The sequence below is a fragment of the Planctobacterium sp. AWH2_060 genome, assembly GCF_056158425.1.
In genome coordinates this window covers 2,358,997-2,378,006 of record NZ_JBSWTG010000001.1, presented here as the reverse complement: position 1 = coordinate 2,378,006, position 19,010 = coordinate 2,358,997, and the positions used below count along the sequence as shown (strand labels likewise).

Genomic DNA, 19,010 nt, shown 5'->3' with positions numbered 1-19,010 from the left:
TTGCTACTTATTAAACTGTTTATACAGCTTCTTATATCCGGTTCTCCAACCTCCCCATGGCCAGTGATACATTAACGCCATGGTGAAATAGCCAAACATGGTAATGCTGCCTATCATTTTGCTGTCGCTCATTTTCTTGTCGTAACGGAGAACAAAGGGTACCTCAGCAAAACGAGCCCCGATTATTTTTAGTTTAACCAGTTTTTCCAATGTACAGGTAAAACCAAGACCTTTAAGTTGTATGAATTCATTGCCATAAAAAGTTACGGCTGATTGAATGATAGACGCACGGTAAGCACGAAAGCCACAAGTGTACTCTTTAAGCCCTTTTATAGGAAAAAAAATCTTCATAAACAAATTGGCACCACGGCTGATAAATGCTCTATTAGAAGTGACACCTTCTTGGCCGCCACTAGATTCAAAACGAGAGGCTATTACTACATCGTACCCATCATTAAGCTTATCGATCATGCTTTTAATATATTTGGGGTCATGTGTATCGTCACAGTCCATTCTGATAATGATGTCATCAGATACTGTATTTGCTGCTGCAAACTCGAATAAGTCCCGGGCAGTTTCACCCAGTCCCCGATTAATTTTATGGGTTAATATTTCAATTGGCATTTCTTGCTGAAATTTGTTTAATACCTCAAGGCTTCGGTCTTTGCTGCCATCATCGCAGACTACCACTTTGTAATCAGTACCCGTTTCATTTAGAGCATTTTTAAGGGCTGGTAAGAGCTTCTGAAAAGATTTTTCTTCATTATATGCCGGTAGCAATACTATAACCATGGTTAAAACCTAGTAGTTTTCATATAAAAATTTCACAATGAGGTTCATATCGATTGAGGGCAGTTTTAGTGGCCAGAAGTCAATTCTTTGTCTTCTGAAGTTACAATCGAGTTTATTTAAGATACTGTCTGCAAAATTAGGATGTTCCCAGCATATGATTTTGTCTGGATTGATCCCTGTGTTTCTTTTTAGCCATCTGCGACTGGTCAAAAAACGCCCAAATCCCCAGCCAAATCCACCTTCAGTGGGAATTGCGCCGATAAGTCTGCCACCTGGTTTCAATATTCTTTTGAACTCCTCAATATAAGGTTCCAATGGGTAAATATGCTCTAAAGAATAAAATGAAACCAAAAGGTCAAAGGTATCATCTTCAAAAGGAAGGCAACTACTGTCTCTCCCTGTTACCACTAATTCTGATATAATGCCATGTTGCTGAAGCGTCTCTTGACCTAGTTTCCCCATTTTTGGGTCAACATCCGCAAGAACATAAGAGGGGCTTTCGGTTGTAGCTCGCCAGTAATGGATATGATTGATATTTCCAGGCCCAATTTCTAAAATTCGAAGCGAAGACACATCTAACCATGACATGACTTGATAGCCTGCTCGGTTAACGATCTCACCAATTCCTTTTTGTTGGTTTTCGCTATAAAAGTTTAAGCTTGTTTCTTGCCATTCCTGCCAGCAAGGGTCGTTGTGATCGATTTCTAAACCGAATCGCTTTCTGTCGCCGAAAAGCGGGTTTGCCAGAACCCCAGGAAGTTTGTGTCCCAATGAAAAAAAATTACTCATTCTTAATGCACTTTTGTTTGACCAATTTTCTGTATTGGTGAGGTTATAAGGCCTAACTCCATATCGGAATAAGAGGTGAAATCTTTAGCTTTGGTGCAAGTCGAGACTGCTATAATCATTTGTTTCTGCAACCAGTAGTTGATTGAATTTTATCATGTTTTCTTTAATTGTTTGAAGTTGTTGTCGTGGCAGTTTAACTAATGGTGGAATAATGTACTCTACATCATGATGAATATACCTGCCTAACGTCCCGTAGGTATTGCAAATATTTTTAGGGTGTTCAGCGGCATCTGTATAAATGCATATATGGTCGGTAAAAATATAGGCCTCTGCTGAGATTGCATAGGGCACACTTGCCAAGTTTCGTAGCTTTCGTTCAATTGTATCATCGTCCACATGAACATATTTCGGTATTATTATTTGGCAGCCATAATCCATCATAGCGACCCTAATACATATATCTGCTTGATAATTCAGACTGCTACACCACTCAGTTGAAAGTAGTCCCTCATTACCTACTAAAAATGGAAAAACGGTTATGTTTTTGTTTTGGAAGTCAATCGGAGAATCATGATTAACATTCTGGTAATGCACCAATAAAGTACAGCCTGTGCCTGTAATCGGGAGGGCATTTTTGCTGATCCAGTCTAAAAACACTTCTGCTTGGGGTTTGTTGGGATTAAACTGATAAATAACGCTAGTGAAGTCTTTCTGACAATATTCTGATAGGGTGTCTACTGTAGTAACCACATAGTCCAATTCTAAATTGAACCATCCAACGATTACCTGAATTGATTTGGCGAAAGCGCGTGAATTGGTCACCACTAATAGTGAGTGCCCCTCCGCTGCATTTTTGATCAACAGTTTCTCTCTTACGATAGCGTTGTATGTTGAAGAGTCGTACAAAAACTGATTTCTTGTTAGCAGATTTTTCATCTCACTAAAATATCTTCGCCAAGTTTCCAGAGAAGAATTGAACGCCTCAACAGCACTTTGCTCATTGCTAAAACTGCTTAATACTTTGGATTTGACTGCATTAGCATAGTTGATGCTGCCAAAAAAATAGTAAAAGAATGCTGACTTCCCACTCAAGTAGGACTCATTCAATAAATCTCTTTGCTTTTTTATGACCGCTTCGGCTTCCTGTACCGAGTCTACCGGTTTGGAAATTATCTTTTCGTATTCAAACACATCGTTTCTGAGCGCTTGTTGCTGAAATCGTTTCTGGAAATTAGATTCAAACGTCGAAACACCTGTCACGCTGAAGCATTGTTCTTTTATCTCGGCAACGGCCTTTTTTTTCATGCTTTCAGTACAGGTAACAAGAATGTTTTCCAAGGGTAAGGGAAGTGTCCCAGCTATTTTGGCACCATCACTACAATTATAAATTGAAGTTTGCTTACCAAAGCGACCAATCATTTCCTCCATTATTTCTCTGGCTACCTTGAATTCGTGCTTAGTGTTGACGGTTTTTCTAAAATTTCCAGGGGTGGTCAAAGAGGTATTATTGTATTTTTCATAATCGTATTGTTGCTTGTTATCTTTATCATAATAGGCAGAGGAAACCGAGTGATGTCGCTTTTTATCCACAAAGCCTAAATCAATACCAATGCAATAGATCTCTTCAGAGCCTAAGGCTAAAAAGAAGTTTGTGGCGAGATTGGCAACAGTAGGGAAGGCGAATTCAAGAGTCTGATATTTGTCTTCTCCCAATATGCTTAGCGCAGAGACGGTGGAAGACTCCCCTTCTTTGAAAACGAGGAAGCAATCTTTATAAAGTTCAAGTGTATCTGGGTGCATACCATTACAGGATACTAGCGACACCTTTTTTAAGTAGTCTTGATCACCAATCAACATAGACCAGTCATAGGTCGCTCGATTTTGTTCTATTTCAAAATGAAAGTCCGGTACGATGCCGTTGCGGTGAAGTGGTTGCAAACTGGTGCCGAGAGAGACAATAATTGCTTTCGGCTGCCATTCTTTTATGGTTTCTATTGAGTGGTCTAGCGAGGGACCGTTACCAACCAAAAATACCGGAGTAGATTTAGAATCAAAACTAATTTTTGACTTTGGATCTTTAAGCAAGTATGGAATCTCAGCTCTCAGTGAACTGGTAGTATGAGCGATACCATAATAGGCATGATCAAAAAACTCACCCATTGATATGACTATCTTAAGTTGCTCTCTCAATTGAGAGATAGCTGCGGTCAGAGAAGAGTTGTAGTAACCCTGATAAAAGTAAGAGTTACTGAGAATATAGGGGCCGACAGTGTAAAACTGGTTTAATAAATCGCGAAAAAGATTGTTTCCAGCGTCACCAACGTTGATGTAAATGCGGCCGTCATTTTCGTTTGTTTCTTTTAATATCTTAACCCAGTCTAAAGCAAACATTGATGCATAGAAGAAATCAGGGTTGGGTTCACATATAAACAACTTTTCTAATTTATGATTTTCGAATAAGTTCTCAAGTTGATAACCTACACCAAGTCCAAATATGATAATCGATTGAATTCTTTCTGGTAATGCGCCTACTTCTTCTTCAATCTGATTTAACAAGGCCTCTGATTCTTTGACATAGCGATAATGAATGTAGTGAGCCAACTTTAACCCGTTGTAACCAAAAATTAGACCATCTTTATTAGGTTGGTTGTAAAAGTTACTATAGTGGGCGGTGCAGTCTTCTCTTGGTTTGTCACTATACATAGCCGCTAATGTGCTTTTTTTAACCAAATTCACTTGTCCACTTGGGCTTCTAACTGGTACCCATTTGGCGGGAGTATATCCTTTAAACTCTTCATAAATACCGGGAAAAAATGCTTTAAATATATCTAGATTTTCATTAAATCGTTTGTCGTCTTTTGGAGAAATTGAAGTATATTCCTTTACATTCACTATCGAAGACCACGGAGGAATATAGTCCAAATAGCTTTCTTCTGAATCAAATTGAATTCCTTTCTTTACAAGGTCCTGCCAAGGCTTAAACAGCAGGCTTTCCCAAATTGCGTCAAAAATGGGATGGTTATAATGTTTATAAATGAAGCAACCACTGATGTTTGTTACACTTTGAAGTTCTTGCAGGTCTGTCAAGATATCCCTGCCATCTTTACCAATTTGAAGAAATAATTGGGAGCCTTGTTTTTTGGCTAAATCGAAAATGTTTTTCCATGGCGCAGCTATGCCCGAACACTTAAAATATTCCAGATTGGGTTCGTATACGATAATGTTTTTGAATTGATATTCTGCAATAAGTGATTCTATATGAGTGGCTAACCCACAGCCTAATACGACGATACACTCATTATTTTTTTTAGTTTCTTGGCTACTCCTATAGTTAAATGCGTCGAGTGCTTCCAGTTTTAAACTAGTATCATCATCTAAATCTGTTGTTTGATTGTGATTGAAATGTTTTGTGCTATCAAATGTTAGATAAGGGCAATTCGACATGATTTGCTGAAATTGTGCGCGAATCTCTTCTTTAGGATGAAAACCATATACCGTCCTTCCTAATCCATAGTCGACTATATTGAGTTCTCCGAACTTGTTACAAAAAACAGAAAGTCTTTGCGATTCTGCATTAGCTAAATATGTTGCGAGATTTGGGATAAATCGTTGGAAAGCATTTAGGTTCTGTTTGTAATTAGTCGTTAAGAAGTTTGCGACTTTTTTTTCGATATCTTCTTGTTTCTTTTCGTCTTCTTCCAGGTGCAATTTAATGTTTTTGAGCATAGTTTTGTTTTTATGTCGGTCACTCTTATGCTTTAATCGCAGGAGCTTTTATAATTTATGGGCTTCTAATCGCCGCCGTTACATAAGGTACTTTTTAAAAGCTCTTTACAATAATCTCTGAAGCGTTCCCTTCACCATACAGGTTTCGAGCCATTGAGCAACTTTTGTTTAGTCCAACTATAGTATCTTTGGCGTAAGCTGTAATTTTTCCATAGTCCGCACCAGCCAGGTAATGGTTGCCAGCGTTTAGTAATTCAACCCACTCTGTTTCTTCTCTCAGTGTGATACAAGGTTTGCCGAAAAAATAAGCCTCTTTTTGTAATCCACCGCTGTCAGTCAATACTAAAGAACACTTGTTTAACAACCACAGCAACTCGAAGTATGACTGTGGAGGAATAATATGAACTTGTTTTGTATTTAGGTTCAGATTTGATTTTTTTAGAGCTAATTGGGTTCTTGGATGAATAGGAAAAATGACATCAATGTCTCTCGATACTTCATTCACGGCACTTACAATATTTTGAAGACTCTCTTGATCATCAGTGTTGGCCGCTCTATGCATTGTTAGCAACGCAAATTTAGTGGGTACTTCTGGTAACAGAATAGGCTTGGTCATGAATTGCTTGCACTGAAGTACAGAATCAAACATAACATCGCCAGAATTTATAATTGTATGCTCTTTATTGTTGATAATGTTTTCTAGTGCTAAATTTTTTATGGCATTTTCGCTTGGACAAAATAGCAACTGGCTAAGTTTGTCCGTTAATACTCTGTTAATTTCTTCAGGCATTTTCATGTTGTAAGAGCGCAATCCTGCTTCAATATGCGCTGTTGGAATATCCAGTTTGGCTGATGAAAGTGTTGCAGCAAGTGTTGAGTCTGTATCCCCATAAACCAGAGTCCAATCTGGGCGTATTTTTATTAAGTGCTGCTCAATTTGTTCAATCATTCGTCCTGTGTTTTGACCGTGACTTCCGCCTCCAATGCCTAAATGAAACGTTGGTTTTTGAATTTTTAATTGTTTAAAAAATACTTCACTCATGTTGTAGTCAAAGTGTTGACCAGTGTGCACAATTATTTCTTCGACATCAGGCCTGTATTTTTTAAAAGCTTTTGAAATTGCTCCAGCCTTTATAAATTGAGGTCTGGCTCCAACAATTGTTACTATTTTCATTTTAACAGTGTTTCTATTATTAGTTGAATCTCATCTCGCTTGAGGTAAGCATGACAAGGAATGCTGAATACTTCTTGGGAAATTTTCTCGGCAACCGGGGTGGTCCCTATCGCATTTTTCATTGCGGGCTGATTGTTTAGAGTGCGGTCATAATAAAGGGTATACGGAATGTCTGCTGCACGCAATTTTGCTAATTCTTCATCCCGAGTATTCTCTTTGGAGCGAACCGTGTAACAGGCCCAGGCGCTTTCAACGGATGCTGATAACTCGGGAATGAAAAATTTGTTTTTGAGTGCATCATTATATCGTTCAGCTATTTGTTTCCTTTTTTGCCGTTCCTCATCTACAACTGTAAATTTTTCTAAGAGTATAGCTGCTTGAATTGTGTCAAGTCGGCTATTTAAACCCACTCGGATATTGTCGTATTTGTTTCTGCCTTTTCCATGGACCCTTATCGATTTCATAATATCGGCATAGTTATCATCATTGGTAAATATTGCGCCACCATCTCCATAACATCCGAGAGGCTTTGCAGGGAAGAAACTAGTAGTAGCAATATCACCAAAACTACATGCTTTTGTCTGGTTAACACTGGCGCCAAAACTTTGCGCGCCATCCTCAATCAACAATAGTTTATGCCGCTTACAAACCTTACTTATTTCTTCATAATTTGCAGGGTTTCCGAATAAGTTTACAGCAATGACGGCTTTAGTGTCACCAATGGCATTTTGTTTACATTGTTCAATTGCTTCAGCTAAGGATTTGCCAGAAATATTGTAGGAGAGTGGGCAAATATCTACGAAGTAAGGTGTTGCACCTATTAAAGAAATCACTTCGGCAGTAGCAAAAAAGGAAAATGCAGTCGTAAAAACAACGTCTCCTTGCCCGATTCCGGCAGTCATTAGGGCAATTTGTAATGCGTCAGTTCCATTAGCACAAGTGATACAATGCTTTATTTTTGTGTATTCTATAAGCGCAGTTTCTAGCTCTTGTACTTCAGGGCCCATAATAAACTGACCATGGGAAAGCACTTTATCTATGCGCTTTCTCAGGCCTGGCTCAAGAAACTCTTTCTGAAGTTGAAGATCAATGAATTGCAATTAGGTTTCTCTGGATATTAGTTGATTTTTCAGTCGATAGACTATGCCACTGACTGGACAAGTTGTTACACCTTCACCTGTTAAGGGGAGGGGTAAGCGGTTTCCCAATTCACTCATCCAACCAATATGTCTTCCTGGTACTCCCACCATCAGTGCGTGATCCGGAACTTCTTGATTTACCACTGTGCCTGCACCGACAAATGCATGCATTCCTATATTGTTTCCACAGATGATGGTGCAATTTGCCCCTAATGTCGCTCCCTTTTTGACTACTGTTTGCTTGAACTCCGATTTCCGGTTGACGGCAGAGCGCGGATTATAAACATTTGTAAAAACCATAGAGGGGCCGCAAAAGACGTCATCTTCAAGTATGACTCCTTCATATACTGAGACGTTATTTTGAATTTTTACATTGTTACCAATTATTACATTTGGTCCTACATATACGTTCTGTCCTAAGCTACAGTTCTCGCCTATTTGGGCCGTGGAACAAATATGTGTCCAATGCCAGATTTTTGTACCGCTGCCAATTACAGCCCCTTTATCAATTATGGCGCTTTCATGAGATTGGTATGTCATTGTTATCCGTTTTCTGCAAAGGGATGAGTAAATTGCTGGTTATTGGAGCACTGCATATTGCGAATTTTGGCAACGGTTTCAATTGCTACACGGTTGTCTTCTAACGTAAACCTTGCCCCTTTTAAAATTTGCTTGTAGCTTTCAGTGTGCAAGTCAGTAAAACCTCCAGAGAACTCGAACTCTTCATTATTCAACTGAAGGCTTCTGTATGTACGTTGCCCTTTTAATCTAATTTCAGCGGGTAATGAGTTCACATCAATAGACAAAAACCATCTAACTCTAGCCAATTCGAACTCCAGATATCCTGCAGCTGTTGTTGGGGTTGAGATATGCAATTGACAGTCTTGAACTTGACCGAATAAATGGTGCAATAAATCAAAAAAATGCACCCCGATATTGGTGGCAATGCCACCAGACTTATCTAAATTACCTTTCCATGAACGATGATACCACTGACCTCTGGAAGTAATATATGTTAAATCTACATCGAGTTTTTTGTTTGGTTTTGTGGCTGCCAATTTTTGTTTAAGCGCAATGACGCTGGGATGTAATCGCAACTGCAAAATAGTGCTAACCTGCTTACCTGTCTCTTTTTCGATTTCTTGTAATGCGTCAATATTCCATGGGTTTAGCACTAATGGTTTTTCGCATATTACATCGCAGTCAGAACGCAACCCAAAGCGAACATGGGAATCGTGTAAGTAATTTGGAGAGCAGATAGATATCATATCTACACCATCTTCATTGCGTTTTCGCTTATCTATATGACGGTCAAACCGCTCAAATTCAGTGAAAAAAGATGCTTCCGGAAAGTATGAGTCAATAACTCCAACACTATCATTTGGATCTAAGCAAGCAACGAGTTGATTGCCCGTTTCTTTGATGGCCTTCATATGTCGGGGGGCCACATATCCTGCAGCACCAATCAATGCAAATTTCTTCATTACAACCTCATTGCGGTATATTTTTGTGGTAACACCCCCTTAAGATCATATATCAAACAGTTTGATCTGAGAGTGTTAACGTATTCATCAATATTCTGTATCAGCTCTTCATGAGGAACCGCTAATACCAGTGCATCAAACGTTGCATCCTCTGTTTTTTCCAAAACGGACAAGTTGAATTTTGATTGCACATCTTCTTTATCGGCAAGAGGATCATATATTGAAACTGAGCAGGCATAATTTTCTAGTTCTTTCACCATATCTATCACTTTAGAATTCCTGATGTCGGGGCAGTTTTCCTTGAACGTTACCCCCAGGACAAGGACCTTGGCTGTGTGCAGAGTTATTTTTCGCTTACTCATTGCTTTGATTATCTGTTGCGCCACATACACTCCCATACCATCATTCAGTCGTCTACCTGCTAATATAATGTCGGGTATATATCCTACCGTTTCCGCTTTGTGGCACAAATAATATGGATCAACACCTATGCAATGACCTCCTACCAAACCGGGGTGAAACGGCAAAAAATTCCATTTTGTCTTAGCTGCATCAAGTACTGATTTTGTGTCTATTTCTAATATGGAGAATAGTTGGGCCAGCTGGTTTACTAACGCAATATTAAGATCTCTTTGAGTGTTTTCGATCACTTTCGCAGCCTCTGCTACTTTGATCGACGGGGCCAAATGAGTACCAGCAGCTATAATATCTTTGTAGATTGCATCAATTCGTTTTGCCCAGTACTGGTTTGAGCCAGATGTGACTTTGGTGATATTTGTAAGGTTTCTGTTTTTGTCACCCGGATTAATCCGCTCTGGACTGTAACCCAAACCAAAATCAACATTAACACTGAGTTGTGAGTGTTCCTCTAAGAGAGGTAAACACTCGTCTTCAGTAACGCCTGGGTACACCGTAGACTCAAAAATCACCATGTCCCCTTTTTGTAGATATTTCGCTACCTGTATCGATGCTTGTTTCAGAAACGTCAGGTCAGGTTTGTGGTCAGAATATATGGGGGTTGGAACGGTTACAATGTATATGTTCGAGGTTGCCAGGTCAGAAGGGTTTTGACTAAAAGTCAGAGAACTTGTATTTAGAGCTGCTTCAGAAAATTCTCTGTTTCTATCGAAACCCGATGCAAGCTCTTTGATGCGTCTGGAGGATGTATCGAAACCAGTTACGGAATACTTTTCAGCAAAAGCTACAGCAAGTGGTAGGCCGACATACCCGAGACCGATAATAGCAATTTTATCTTTTTTCATTTATTTATTTTCATGCTTACCACCATTTGTGTAACGACATGATTTTGTTGTTCTTTAGCCTGATTTTATTATTCTGCCTGAAATTAGTCTAGTTAGGCGTAAATTAAGAAATTTACTGATTCAACATCTATTTATGTCGTTCTGTTGCAGTGATGTTTAAATTGATAACCCTTTCACAATAAATGTGGTTAACATATGAGCATTTTCTGCTATGCTTAATGGTGAGGTATAGGAGGTATGTATGGTAGGCATAGTCTCAAATAATTCCGGCAACTCGATATTACAGCAGGTGCAGGAGCGACAAAACAATCTTTTAGAGCGTCTGGCCAGTGGTCGTCAGATTAATAGTGCGTCTGATGGTGCGGCGGCACAGCAGATTATTGACCGTCTCACTAGCGAGATTGGCGGTACCCAGCAGGCGTTAAACAATGTTTATGATGGTATTTCATTAGCACAGGTTGGCGATGCGGCATTATCCGGAGTCACCAATGATGTTAATCGTATCCGAGAACTGTCGATTCAGGCGGGCAATGGCTTATTGACCGATGCAGATCGCAGCGCATTGCAGCAAGAAGTCACACAACTGCAGGATAATATCCGTAGTACCCTGGAGAATACTGACTTTAATGGCAACCAGCTATTTACTGCTGACAGTACCATTAATTTTCAGTCGGGATCTCAGGCAGGTCAGACTATCGGTGTAAACACCCGGGATTTAGGCAGTGCGTTGTCTGGTATTTTAAGTGCAGATATCAGTACTCAGCCTGGTGCTCAAGCGGCGTTAGATTCTGCAGATGACGCTGTTGAAACCGTAGGTAGCAACAGAGCTGAGTTTGGTGCGATTCAAAATCGTTTTGAAAGTACCGCCCGTCAGTTAACTGAATCAACCGTAAACGAAGCCGCTGCGCGCAGTCGGATTCAGGATACGGACTTTGCTCAGGCAACAGCTGACCTTGCAGCGAACAACATTCTGAGTCAGGCTAATATTGCGGTGCAGGCACAATCTAACCAGCAACAAAGCCAGGTACTATCCCTACTGGGGTAACCATCGGTTGGTTTACTATCCAAAATTCATAAAGGCGCGTTCAGCGCCTTTTTCATACTTATGTCTTATAGCCCCAGAAATACCATGCGGGTATGCTTTTTATACGTCTTTTTGTTTATTTTGTTACTTATAATGTAGATATTTCATCTACTTACTTGAAAGTCTTCGCGATCAGAAGCAAACTAAGCAAAAAGCAATAATAACATTATCGGTATTACGGATTTTCAATGAGTCGCATTCTGGTTATAAGTTCGCAAGAGTCCAGACGAAATAATCTTTCCACCGTGATCAGCTTTTTAGGTGATCAAGCTGAGACTGCCAGTTTTGAACAGGCAATAGCAACGTTGAAACGCGAAGCGGCATTAGATGCTGTACTGATCGATGGTGATGCTGGCGAGCTGGCTTCCGATGTTATTGAAAAATTTCCCGCTTTTCCTTTTATCGCAGTAGGCAATTCAGAAAAGCTGGTGTCTATTCCTAATGTTATGGGCTTATTGGAAGAACCCATTACTTATCCTGTTTTGACTAAGTTATTACATCGTTGTCAGGAATACGTGCGCCGTAAGCCGGGGCAAAATAAAAGCACCCAAAAAACTAAATTATTCAGAAGTCTGGTGGGTAAAAGCCAGGAAATTCAGAATGTGCGTCGTATGATAGAACAAGTTGCTCCTACTGATGCCAATGTACTTGTACTGGGAGAGTCCGGCACAGGTAAAGAAGTGGTAGCCAGAAACGTTCATTTTTTATCACAACGTAAAGACGGTCCTTTTATTCCTGTTAACTGTGGTGCAATCCCAGGCGAACTATTGGAAAGTGAATTATTCGGTCACGAAAAAGGTGCCTTTACTGGCGCCGTTAGCGCTCGAAAGGGGCGTTTTGAGTTGGCCGAAGGTGGCACGCTGTTTTTGGATGAAATAGGTGATATGCCACTGCAGATGCAGGTTAAGCTACTTCGTGTATTACAGGAAAGAACCTACGAAAGGGTTGGCGGTACCAAGCCGATACCATGTAATGTTCGCATTGTTGCAGCCACCCATCGCAATCTGGAAGATATGATTGAAGCTGGCAAGTTTCGTGAAGACTTGTTTTATCGATTAAATGTTTTCCCGATCGATAGTCCTGCACTCAGAGAAAGAAAAGAAGATATACCACTGTTAATGCAAGAGCTGGTATCCCGCTTCGAAAACGAAGCTAATAAAAGTATTAAGTTTACCGAAGAGGCCCTGGCTTCACTGATGGAGCATAAGTGGGCAGGTAACGTACGCGAGCTGTCCAATTTGGTAGAACGACTCACTATTCTTTGTCCTAATCAGGTAGTGGACGTCAAAGATCTCCCCATTAAGTATCAACACATTTCTGTTGAAGAGTTTAATCCTGAGTATCCCGAAGAATTGTTAGAGCGCGAAGCTCTGAATAGTTTGTTCAGCGATGATGGTGAGGACTACGACGAAGAAGACGCAATGGATGCTACTAACGAAAACGGGCGATTTACCGATCCTGATTTACCGGCTGAAGGGGTAAACCTGAAAGAATACTTGTCGGATCTTGAAGTGAATATGATAACCCAAGCCTTGGATCAGCACGACTGGGTGGTGGCCCGCTCTGCTGAATTTTTAGGTATGCGGCGCACAACCCTGGTGGAAAAAATGCGCAAATACAATATTGCCAAGCAGCTCTGAAAACCAGGCTGCTTCGCTATATTGACAAGAAATTGACTCCATCATTAACCTTTCTCACTGCTTAAAATAATTTTATACCTCCTCTAAGCTTCTGATTTAAAACTGATTAATAGTTGGCACAACCTGTGCATTGCATGGTCATGTTTTTTAATGACTTTTTTTTGACATGCAGGTGAACAACATTCAGTCAGGTTATATTCCACAGTCCGGTCAGGCCGGCGCTTTAAGCTTTGAATCATTAACTGATTCTGGTGCTTGCCTGTCTGATGAATTACGCGCGGCCTTTCAGGCTATCCCTGCCGGAATTGTGTTTATCAATCGCATGGGCGCTGTAGAGTTGGCAAATAAAGCCGCCAGGAAGCTCTTTCAGAAAGATATTCACGCCATGCCATGGCGCGAAGTTATTCGTCATTATTTCGTACCTCAAAAAGATGATGGCCTTGAAGTCTCATTGGTCAGTGGGCGTAAGGTAAAGTTTTCCATATCTAAAATCTCTGGGATACCCGGGCAATTGATTCACTTAACTGACCTGACAGAAACCCGGGCGTTACAAGCGAAAGTCAGTCACATGCATCGCTTAAGTTCGTTGGGCAAAATGATGGCCTCTCTGGCGCATCAATTACGAACTCCGCTTTCGGCAGCTTTACTCTATGCCAGAAACTTGCAGTCCACCGGGCTAGCAGACGCTAAACAGATAAGATTCAGTGAAAAGCTTGTTACCCGCCTTAAGGACCTGGAAAAGCAGATTAACGATATGTTGCTGTTTGCTAAAAGTGGTAGCGAAGCCATTATTGAAAAAGTTGATCTCATAGCCCTTTGTAGACAACTAGCGCGTGACTCTGTGGAAGAAAAACCAGAGCAGCCTTTCAAGATTAATTTTGAGGCATCGATTGGTAATTGTGTGCTCCATGGCAATCCAACCGCCATTTCGGGTGCCATAAACAACTTATTGCAAAATGCCCAATCCCTGGGAGCAACCCAAATTGATATCAAGCTTAACCAAAATGACTCCTGGCTGGAGTTGTTGGTTTCAGATAACGGCCCAGGTATCTCAGGCAAAGAACCAGAAAAGATATTTGAACCTTTTTATACCACTCGGACTCAGGGCACAGGGCTAGGTTTGGCGGTGGTGCGGGCAGTCATGACAAGCCACAAAGGGCAGGTAAAAGTGAGCAATAATATTGAAGGCGGAGCCTGCTTTACGCTGCGCTTCCCGGTAACACTGTTTGTTAAAACCAGTGAAAGCGATGAAGTTCAATCAAGACAATCAGAGACAACGACACCCGTAAATACGACAGGAGAATTCGCATGAACCAGAAATGTGTAATGCTGGTGGAAGACGACCAGGGATTGCGGGAAGCACTTTATGACACCCTGGAATTGGGTGGTTATAAAGTCGTTGTATGTGATTGCGCTAAATCGGCTATCTCCCGCATTAATGAGGTTAAAGTGGATTTGATTGTCAGCGATATTCAAATGACCGGTATGTCTGGTATTCAACTGTTGCAGGTGGTCAGAAATAAGTTTCCAAATCTTCCCGTCATATTAATGACAGCCTATGCTCAAATAGATGATGCTGTGACTGCGATGCAATCCGGGGCAACGGACTATATCGCTAAACCCTTTGAGCCAGATGTGTTGTTAAACCTGATTGCCCGCTATGCTCCGGCGCAATCCGAGGATGGTTTCAAACCCGTGGTGGGTGATGAAGCGAGTCAACGATTGTTGCAACTGGCACAGCGAGTGGCGAAAACAGATGCAACCGTGATGGTTTTAGGGCCAAGTGGTTCGGGTAAAGAAGTGCTTGGGCGGTATATTCACGAACAGAGTAGCAGAGCCGACGGTCCTTTTGTGGCCATTAATTGTGCTGCCATTCCTGAGAACATGTTGGAAGCCACCTTATTCGGATATGAAAAGGGGGCCTTTACCGGCGCGTTACAAACCTCTATAGGTAAATTTGAGCAAGCCCAGCAAGGCACCATTATGCTGGATGAAGTGACAGAAATGGATTTGGGGTTACAGGCCAAGCTATTGCGGGTACTGCAGGAGCGGGAAGTAGAGCGCCTGGGCAGTCGCAAAACCATTAAACTGGATGTGCGTGTGATTGCCACCAGTAACCGGGACCTGATGCAGGCGGTGCAAAACGGTCAGTTCAGGGAAGATCTCTATTATCGCTTGAATGTCTTTCCGCTGCACTGGATACCGCTCAATGAGCGAGTTGGAGATATTGTCCCCTTGGCTGAGCACCTGGTGGAGCGACACGCGCTACGTCAGGGATATCGCATACCGGATATCAGTTTTACCGCCAGGCAAAAGCTTTTGCAGCACCCCTGGCCGGGAAATGTCAGGGAACTGGAGAATGTAATTCAAAGAGCATTAATATTATGTGACGGAAATCTCATCACTGAGCACGAACTGATGCTGGACAATCATGTCCACAACATGGAACTGGCTTCTTCGGTAGAGCCAGAGCCGCAAAATAGCGACTTATTGGGACAGGAACTTAAACAACAGGAAAATCAAATCATTCTGGAAATGCTGATTTCCTGCAATGGCAAGCGCAAGGATGTAGCCGAAAAATTGGGGATTAGTCCCAGAACCTTGCGCTATAAACTGGCAAAAATGCGGGAAATGGGTATCGACCTTCCGGCTTAATAAAACACCTATTTACATATCTAAACTTCCGGTGACATTTTTCTGTCACTGGCGGTTTTGCCATGCCTGTAGTACTGTCAAAATCATCTGTCTCAACGCTTAACCTACTGTTAAATAACAATAAAACATTATTGGCATCATCATTGCTTTAAAAAGGGAAATTGTCAAAGTGACAGATTCCTGGAGAGAGTGATGGATATCAAAGCAGATTCCTTATACAGAGAAATGCAAATGCTGGCGGCTCAAACGAAAACTGAGCTGACGCCCTCTGTAGACTTGCAAACCAATCCTTCCCGTGAAAACTTTGCCGACATGCTCAGTTCAGCCATCAATGGTGTTAATGAAATGCAGCTGCATGGCAAAGAGTTGGCCAACCGGTTTGAAATGGGTGATACCACATTAAGCCTGGCGGATGTCATGGTGGCCAAAGAGAAATCAGGCATTGCTTTTGAGGCGACCGTTCAGGTGCGCAACAAAGTAATGGAAGCTTATAAGCAAATCATGCAAATGCCGGTATAACGGAGCAATAACAAATGGCTGACGCAACTACAGACTTAACCGTACCAGGCGATAACCTGGACATGGAATCGGCAGAACAGAAATCCGGCTTTATGGATGCATTGGGCAGCGTTGATATGTTGCGCCAGATTATCCTGGTGGTGGCCTTGGTGATATGTGTGGCAATTGCCATCTTCATCGTGATTTGGGCACAAGAGCCTGATTATCGTCCGCTGGCTAAACTTCCCACTGATGAGCTGATCCAGACTCTGGATCATTTAGATGTTGCTCAAATCCCCTATCAATTGGAAGGCAACACTATTTTGGTACCAGAAGACCAATATGAGGCCATTAAGTTGTCTCTGGCCAGACAGGGACTGTCTCAGGCTCCGGATTCTGGTACAGACATTATCATGCAGGACATGGGGTTTGGTGTCAGCCAACGGGTCGAAAAAGAGCGCCTGAAACATGCCCGCGAGCAGCAAATCGCCCGTACCATTGAAGACATGGCCAACGTAAGTAAAGCCAAAGTTTTATTGGCGATGCCTCGAGAAAATGTATTTGCCCGTAAACAATCTCGTGGCAGTGCTACCGTTGTTATTACTATGCGTCGCGGTGCCATTTTAAATAGCGAAGAAGTCGATGCTATTGTGGATATGGTGGCGTCAGCCGTAGAAACCATTGACCCTGACCGTGTAACCGTTACTGACAGTAATGGCCGCTTGTTAAATTCTGGCTCACAAGATTCTATTTCGGCACGTTCCAGAAAAGAGTTTGAAATTGTAAAGCAGCGTGAAGCGGAATATCAGGGTAAAATAGATTCAATTTTGATCCCGGTTTTAGGGCTGGGCAACTACACCTCTCAGGTGGATGTCAGCATGGATTTTACTTCCACTGAGCAAACCCAAAAGCGTTATAACCCAGATTTACCCGCCGTGCGCAGTGAGATGACAGTCGAAGAGAACAGCGTCGGCAGCGTGATTGCCGGTGTACCCGGTGCATTGACCAACCAGCCTCCGCTGGATGCCAATATTCCACAGAACAATGCCGGTGCAAATTCCACCAGAACTTCACCAGGCAGAACTCATAAAGAAGCCACACGTAATTTTGAACTGGACACCACCATTAGCCACACCAAGCAACAGACTGGTGTGATCCGTCGTTTGAGTGTTTCAGTGGCTGTAGATTACAAGCAGTCTACCGATGCTGAGGGTAACGAAACCAGTGAGCCGCGCTCACAGCAAGAGCTTTTAAATCTGCGTCGTCTGTTGCAGGGCGGTATTGGTTTTGATGTCACCCGTGGCGATTCATTAGAAGTGGTTACCATTCCATTTAGTCGCATTGATACCGGTCTGGAAAAAGAAATTCCGTTATGGGAACAGCCTTGGGCAATGCGTGCACTAAAATTGATTATGGGTGGCTTAATTATCATTGTATTGATTCTGGCTATCGTTCGTCCGATGCTGAAACGTCTGATTTACCCAGAAGATACCACTGAACAAGAAGAGTTCAATGTAGATCAAAGTCTTGACTTGGGTGATGAAACCATCACTATGTTAACTCAGGAGTTTGATGAAGATGCAGTAGGCTTTGCCGCAGATGGTTCCTTGATGTTGCCAGACCTGCATAAAGATGAAGATGTGCTCAAAGCAGTACGTGCATTGGTCGCTAATGAACCAGAACTGTCTGCGCAGGTGGTGCGTAGCTGGTTGATGCTGGACGAATAAATTATGGCAGAAGAAGCAGAAGAAATTGGCTACGACGTAGGTAAACTGGAAGGGGTTGAGAAGGCTGCAATTTTGCTTCTCAGTCTCTCCGAGGAAGATGCGGCGCAAATCCTGAAACACATGGAACCCAAGCAGGTGCAAAAGCTGGGTCAGGCTATGGCCACCATGGATGATATGACCCAGGGTAAGATTACAGCGGTGCACAAGCATTTTATCGAAGAGATTCAAAACTTCAGTACTATCGGTTTCCACAGTCATGACTTTGTGAAGAAAGCCCTGACAGCTGCCTTAGGTGAAGACAAAGCCGCTAATCTGATAGACCAGATACTGGTGGGCGGTGGAGCTAAAGGTCTGGATTCATTGAAATGGATGGATTCCAAACAGGTCGCGGGTATTATCCGTAATGAACACCCGCAGATCCAGACCATCGTATTAGCCTATCTGGATCCAGAGCAATCTGCTGAAATCATGTCTCAGTTCCCGGAAAAAGTACGCCTCGATTTGATGATGCGTATCGCCAATCTGGAAGAAGTACAACCAGCGGCATTGCAAGAGCTGAACGAAATCATGGAGAAACAGTTCGCTGGTCAGGCGGGTACGCAGGCAGCAAAAATGGGCGGCCTGAAATCTGCCGCAGATATTATGAACTACCTGGATACCAACATAGAAGGTCAGCTAATGGATGCCATCCGTGAGCAGGACGAGGAAATGAGTCAGCAAATTCAGGATCTGATGTTCGTATTTGATAACCTGGCCGATGTGGACGACAGGGCCATTCAGGCAATCTTGCGTGAAGTACAGCAAGACGTGTTGATCAAAGCCATCAAAGGTGCTGATGAAGGCTTGCGCGATAAAATCGCCAGTAATATGTCCAAACGTGCCGCTGAAATGCTGCTGGATGATTTGGAGGCACTGGGACCTGTGCGTATTAGTGAAGTGGAAACAGCACAGAAAGAAATCCTGTCAGTGGCCAGAAGATTGGCTGACGCCGGTGAAATTATGCTTGGCGGCGGTGGCGGCGAAGAATTCCTGTAATCAAT

Annotated in this window: 15 protein-coding genes; 7 read left to right on the top strand and 8 right to left on the bottom strand. The window is 42.2% G+C overall.

The genetic code is table 11. The features are described from left to right. Window positions 1-3: 3 nt before the first annotated feature. From ACXAD8_RS10100 to ACXAD8_RS10065, 8 genes are all read right to left on the bottom strand, one after another. Window positions 4-792 (bottom strand): glycosyltransferase family 2 protein, encoded by a 789-nt coding sequence (locus tag ACXAD8_RS10100; protein WP_475227978.1) that lies wholly within the window; start codon window positions 790-792, stop codon window positions 4-6. A 9-nt stretch (window positions 793-801) separates the two neighbouring features. Continuing rightward, entirely contained in the window at window positions 802-1,581 is a 780-nt protein-coding gene (locus ACXAD8_RS10095; protein WP_475227976.1) for a class I SAM-dependent methyltransferase, read from the bottom strand. An 84-nt stretch (window positions 1,582-1,665) separates the two neighbouring features. Further along, window positions 1,666-5,307 (bottom strand): motility associated factor glycosyltransferase family protein, encoded by a 3,642-nt coding sequence (locus ACXAD8_RS10090; RefSeq protein ID WP_475227974.1) that lies wholly within the window; start codon window positions 5,305-5,307, stop codon window positions 1,666-1,668. Window positions 5,308-5,401: 94 nt separating this feature from the next. Continuing rightward, window positions 5,402-6,481: a non-hydrolyzing UDP-N-acetylglucosamine 2-epimerase gene (gene wecB, locus ACXAD8_RS10085; RefSeq protein WP_475227971.1), complete on the bottom strand. Its 1,080-nt coding sequence runs from the start codon at window positions 6,479-6,481 to the stop codon at window positions 5,402-5,404. After that, on the bottom strand, window positions 6,478-7,581 hold the full coding sequence (locus ACXAD8_RS10080; protein WP_475227969.1) for a DegT/DnrJ/EryC1/StrS family aminotransferase: 1,104 nt from the start codon (window positions 7,579-7,581) through the stop codon (window positions 6,478-6,480). The genes wecB and ACXAD8_RS10080 overlap by 4 nt, the downstream gene beginning before the upstream one ends. Then, window positions 7,582-8,160, bottom strand: coding sequence for an acyltransferase (locus ACXAD8_RS10075; RefSeq protein WP_475227967.1), 579 nt, complete (start codon window positions 8,158-8,160; stop codon window positions 7,582-7,584). It abuts the gene before it with no gap. Between the two features lie 2 nt (window positions 8,161-8,162). Then, on the bottom strand, window positions 8,163-9,104 hold the full coding sequence (locus tag ACXAD8_RS10070; protein ID WP_475227964.1) for a Gfo/Idh/MocA family protein: 942 nt from the start codon (window positions 9,102-9,104) through the stop codon (window positions 8,163-8,165). Further along, entirely contained in the window at window positions 9,104-10,366 is a 1,263-nt protein-coding gene (locus tag ACXAD8_RS10065) for a nucleotide sugar dehydrogenase (protein ID WP_475227962.1), read from the bottom strand. Before ACXAD8_RS10065 ends, ACXAD8_RS10070 begins: the two co-directional genes overlap by 1 nt. Window positions 10,367-10,607: 241 nt before the next feature. Between ACXAD8_RS10065 and ACXAD8_RS10060 the strand changes: the two genes are divergently transcribed. From ACXAD8_RS10060 to fliG, 7 genes are all read left to right on the top strand, one after another. Next, window positions 10,608-11,411, top strand: a complete 804-nt coding sequence (locus tag ACXAD8_RS10060; protein WP_475227960.1) for a flagellin N-terminal helical domain-containing protein — start codon at window positions 10,608-10,610, stop codon at window positions 11,409-11,411. A 227-nt stretch (window positions 11,412-11,638) separates the two neighbouring features. Next, the gene (locus tag ACXAD8_RS10055) at window positions 11,639-13,090 is read left to right on the top strand and encodes a sigma-54 dependent transcriptional regulator (protein ID WP_475227957.1); all 1,452 of its coding nucleotides are present in this window, start codon (window positions 11,639-11,641) and stop codon (window positions 13,088-13,090) included. 166 nt (window positions 13,091-13,256) lie between these two features. After that, window positions 13,257-14,402 carry a sensor histidine kinase gene (locus tag ACXAD8_RS10050; protein WP_475227955.1) on the top strand — a complete coding sequence of 382 codons (1,146 nt, stop codon included), beginning with the start codon at window positions 13,257-13,259 and terminating at the stop codon, window positions 14,400-14,402. After that, complete coding sequence (locus tag ACXAD8_RS10045) at window positions 14,399-15,745, top strand: sigma-54-dependent transcriptional regulator (protein WP_475227952.1); 1,347 nt, start codon at window positions 14,399-14,401, stop codon at window positions 15,743-15,745. Before ACXAD8_RS10050 ends, ACXAD8_RS10045 begins: the two co-directional genes overlap by 4 nt. 192 nt (window positions 15,746-15,937) lie before the next feature. After that, window positions 15,938-16,264: a flagellar hook-basal body complex protein FliE gene (gene fliE / locus ACXAD8_RS10040; protein WP_475227950.1), complete on the top strand. Its 327-nt coding sequence runs from the start codon at window positions 15,938-15,940 to the stop codon at window positions 16,262-16,264. A 14-nt stretch (window positions 16,265-16,278) separates the two neighbouring features. After that, window positions 16,279-17,970, top strand: coding sequence for a flagellar basal-body MS-ring/collar protein FliF (gene fliF, locus ACXAD8_RS10035; RefSeq protein WP_475227948.1), 1,692 nt, complete (start codon window positions 16,279-16,281; stop codon window positions 17,968-17,970). A gap of 3 nt (window positions 17,971-17,973) precedes the next feature. Next, the gene (gene fliG, locus ACXAD8_RS10030; RefSeq protein ID WP_475227945.1) at window positions 17,974-19,005 is read left to right on the top strand and encodes a flagellar motor switch protein FliG; all 1,032 of its coding nucleotides are present in this window, start codon (window positions 17,974-17,976) and stop codon (window positions 19,003-19,005) included. The last annotated feature ends 5 nt before the right edge of the window (window positions 19,006-19,010 follow it).

Coding starts and splice junctions, on each gene's coding strand:
- ACXAD8_RS10100 (WP_475227978.1), bottom strand. CDS start 792: ATGGTTATAGTATTGCTACCGGCATATAATGAAGAAAAATCTTTTCAG.
- ACXAD8_RS10095 (WP_475227976.1), bottom strand. CDS start 1,581: ATGAGTAATTTTTTTTCATTGGGACACAAACTTCCTGGGGTTCTGGCA.
- ACXAD8_RS10090 (WP_475227974.1), bottom strand. CDS start 5,307: ATGCTCAAAAACATTAAATTGCACCTGGAAGAAGACGAAAAGAAACAA.
- wecB (WP_475227971.1), bottom strand. CDS start 6,481: ATGAAAATAGTAACAATTGTTGGAGCCAGACCTCAATTTATAAAGGCT.
- ACXAD8_RS10075 (WP_475227967.1), bottom strand. CDS start 8,160: ATGACATACCAATCTCATGAAAGCGCCATAATTGATAAAGGGGCTGTA.
- ACXAD8_RS10070 (WP_475227964.1), bottom strand. CDS start 9,104: ATGAAGAAATTTGCATTGATTGGTGCTGCAGGATATGTGGCCCCCCGA.
- ACXAD8_RS10065 (WP_475227962.1), bottom strand. CDS start 10,366: ATGAAAAAAGATAAAATTGCTATTATCGGTCTCGGGTATGTCGGCCTA.
- ACXAD8_RS10060 (WP_475227960.1), top strand. CDS start 10,608: ATGGTAGGCATAGTCTCAAATAATTCCGGCAACTCGATATTACAGCAG.
- ACXAD8_RS10055 (WP_475227957.1), top strand. CDS start 11,639: ATGAGTCGCATTCTGGTTATAAGTTCGCAAGAGTCCAGACGAAATAAT.
- ACXAD8_RS10050 (WP_475227955.1), top strand. CDS start 13,257: ATGCAGGTGAACAACATTCAGTCAGGTTATATTCCACAGTCCGGTCAG.
- ACXAD8_RS10045 (WP_475227952.1), top strand. CDS start 14,399: ATGAACCAGAAATGTGTAATGCTGGTGGAAGACGACCAGGGATTGCGG.
- fliE (WP_475227950.1), top strand. CDS start 15,938: ATGGATATCAAAGCAGATTCCTTATACAGAGAAATGCAAATGCTGGCG.
- fliF (WP_475227948.1), top strand. CDS start 16,279: ATGGCTGACGCAACTACAGACTTAACCGTACCAGGCGATAACCTGGAC.
- fliG (WP_475227945.1), top strand. CDS start 17,974: ATGGCAGAAGAAGCAGAAGAAATTGGCTACGACGTAGGTAAACTGGAA.